Raw genomic sequence first — 1572 nt, 5'->3', positions numbered from 1 at the left:
AGCTAATGGGTCACATACTTCTATAAAATTTATTTGTTTAACTAATTTACTATAATATTAAGACTTCTAAAGCTCATTCTCTTTTGCTTCGCAAATAATAATAAAACAACCATGAATATTGAGCAAAAAAATAATATCGGCTATTTTGTTAAGCTTATGAATAAGTTACTCACAAGCAACAACAATATACGATATTATCAAATTGGCGGAGGGGATGGGATTCGAACCCATGTGGGCTTGCACCCTAACGGTTTTCAAGACCGCCCCGTTATGACCGCTTCGGTACCCCTCCAAAATGGTGACCCATGCGCGATTCGAACGCGCGACACCTTGATTAAAAGTCAAGTGCTCTGCCGACTGAGCTAATGGGTCATATTATTTTATTAAATTCTAATGGCTGGGGTGGCAGGACTCGAACCTACGCATACCAGAGTCAAAGTCTGGTGCCTTACCGACTTGGCTACACCCCAAAATTAGTGGTGCACCTAGGAGGATTCGAACCCCCGGCGCACGGATTAGAAGTCCGTTGCTCTATCCAACTGAGCTATAGGTGCATATTGGAGCGGGTGAAGGGAATCGAACCCTCGCAACCAGCTTGGAAGGCTGGGGCTCTACCACTGAGCTACACCCGCATGGGTTAATATTTGGTGGAGGAGAGTGGATTTGAACCACTGAAAGCTAAGCTAACGGATTTACAGTCCGTCCCCTTTGGCCAACTCGGGAACTCCTCCATATTAAATTTCCCTAACCTATTAAGGACTATATAAATCTTTCGCCATCAGTTTAGCGAGAATTAACTTTAACATAAGTAAAAGAATTCATGGAGCTGGTGGGAGGACTTGAACCCCTAACCTACTGATTACAAGTCAGTTGCTCTACCAATTGAGCTACACCAGCATATCTTACCTTCAAGGTTATTGCGATATTAATTGGCGACCTGGATCGGGCTCGAACCGACGACCTCCAGCGTGACAGGCTGGCATTCTAACCAACTGAACTACCAGGCCATTATGGTGGACACAATAGGGCTCGAACCTATGACCCCCTGCTTGTAAGGCAGATGCTCTCCCAACTGAGCTATGCGTCCTTGTCTGGTGACCCTGCCGGGAATCGAACCCGGGATACCACCGTGAAAGGGTGGTGTCTTAACCGCTTGACCACAGGGCCATATTAATTTTTGGTAGCGGGAGAAGGATTTGAACCTCCGGCCTTCGGGTTATGAGCCCGACGAGCTACCAGACTGCTCCATCCCGCGTCAATATTTTTCCCGACTACTTTTTTGGTGCCGAGAATCGGAATCGAACCGATACGGTGTGTTACCACCGCAGGATTTTAAGTCCTGTGCGTCTGCCAGTTCCGCCACCCCGGCTAATCTTCTGGCTCTCAGGGTGGGACTCGAACCCACAGCCTACCGGTTAACAGCCGGTTGCTCCACCATTGAGCTACCTAAGATTATTTATTTGGTTTTTATACCAATCTGGCAATAACCTACTCTCCCAGGCCGTCTCCAGCCAAGTACCATCAGCGGATTAATGCTTAACTTCTGTGTTCGGTATGGTTACAGGTGTTTCC

13 tRNA genes and 1 rRNA gene are annotated in these 1572 nt (G+C 47.0%); all 14 read right to left on the bottom strand.

Features of this window, described 5'->3' with window-relative positions:
- Positions 1 to 203 precede the first annotated feature (203 nt).
- Positions 204 to 292, bottom strand: a tRNA-Ser gene (locus ABID14_RS10115).
- A 4-nt stretch (positions 293 to 296) separates the two neighbouring features.
- Positions 297 to 372: transfer RNA gene (locus ABID14_RS10110), tRNA-Lys, on the bottom strand.
- Between the two features lie 22 nt (positions 373 to 394).
- A tRNA-Gln gene (locus ABID14_RS10105) sits at positions 395 to 470 on the bottom strand.
- A gap of 7 nt (positions 471 to 477) precedes the next feature.
- Positions 478 to 554 (bottom strand) — tRNA-Arg (locus ABID14_RS10100).
- A 4-nt stretch (positions 555 to 558) separates the two neighbouring features.
- Positions 559 to 632: transfer RNA gene (locus ABID14_RS10095), tRNA-Gly, on the bottom strand.
- Between the two features lie 13 nt (positions 633 to 645).
- Positions 646 to 731 (bottom strand) — tRNA-Tyr (locus ABID14_RS10090).
- A gap of 90 nt (positions 732 to 821) precedes the next feature.
- Positions 822 to 897 (bottom strand) — tRNA-Thr (locus tag ABID14_RS10085).
- Between the two features lie 33 nt (positions 898 to 930).
- Positions 931 to 1007 (bottom strand) — tRNA-Asp (locus ABID14_RS10080).
- Positions 1008 to 1011: 4 nt separating this feature from the next.
- Positions 1012 to 1087 (bottom strand) — tRNA-Val (locus ABID14_RS10075).
- 5 nt (positions 1088 to 1092) lie between these two features.
- Positions 1093 to 1167: transfer RNA gene (locus tag ABID14_RS10070), tRNA-Glu, on the bottom strand.
- A gap of 11 nt (positions 1168 to 1178) precedes the next feature.
- Positions 1179 to 1255 (bottom strand) — tRNA-Met (locus ABID14_RS10065).
- 25 nt (positions 1256 to 1280) lie between these two features.
- Positions 1281 to 1369, bottom strand: a tRNA-Leu gene (locus ABID14_RS10060).
- An 8-nt stretch (positions 1370 to 1377) separates the two neighbouring features.
- Positions 1378 to 1452 (bottom strand) — tRNA-Asn (locus ABID14_RS10055).
- 23 nt (positions 1453 to 1475) lie between these two features.
- Positions 1476 to 1572, bottom strand: a 5S ribosomal RNA gene (gene rrf / locus ABID14_RS10050); the annotation flags it as partial.

It is taken from the genome of Peptoniphilus olsenii (assembly GCF_040545475.1).
Classification (GTDB): Bacteria; Bacillota; Clostridia; order Tissierellales; family Peptoniphilaceae; genus Peptoniphilus_A; species Peptoniphilus_A olsenii.
Note: the sequence above shows the minus strand (reverse complement) of the source record. Positions and strands in the feature narration are given on the sequence as shown.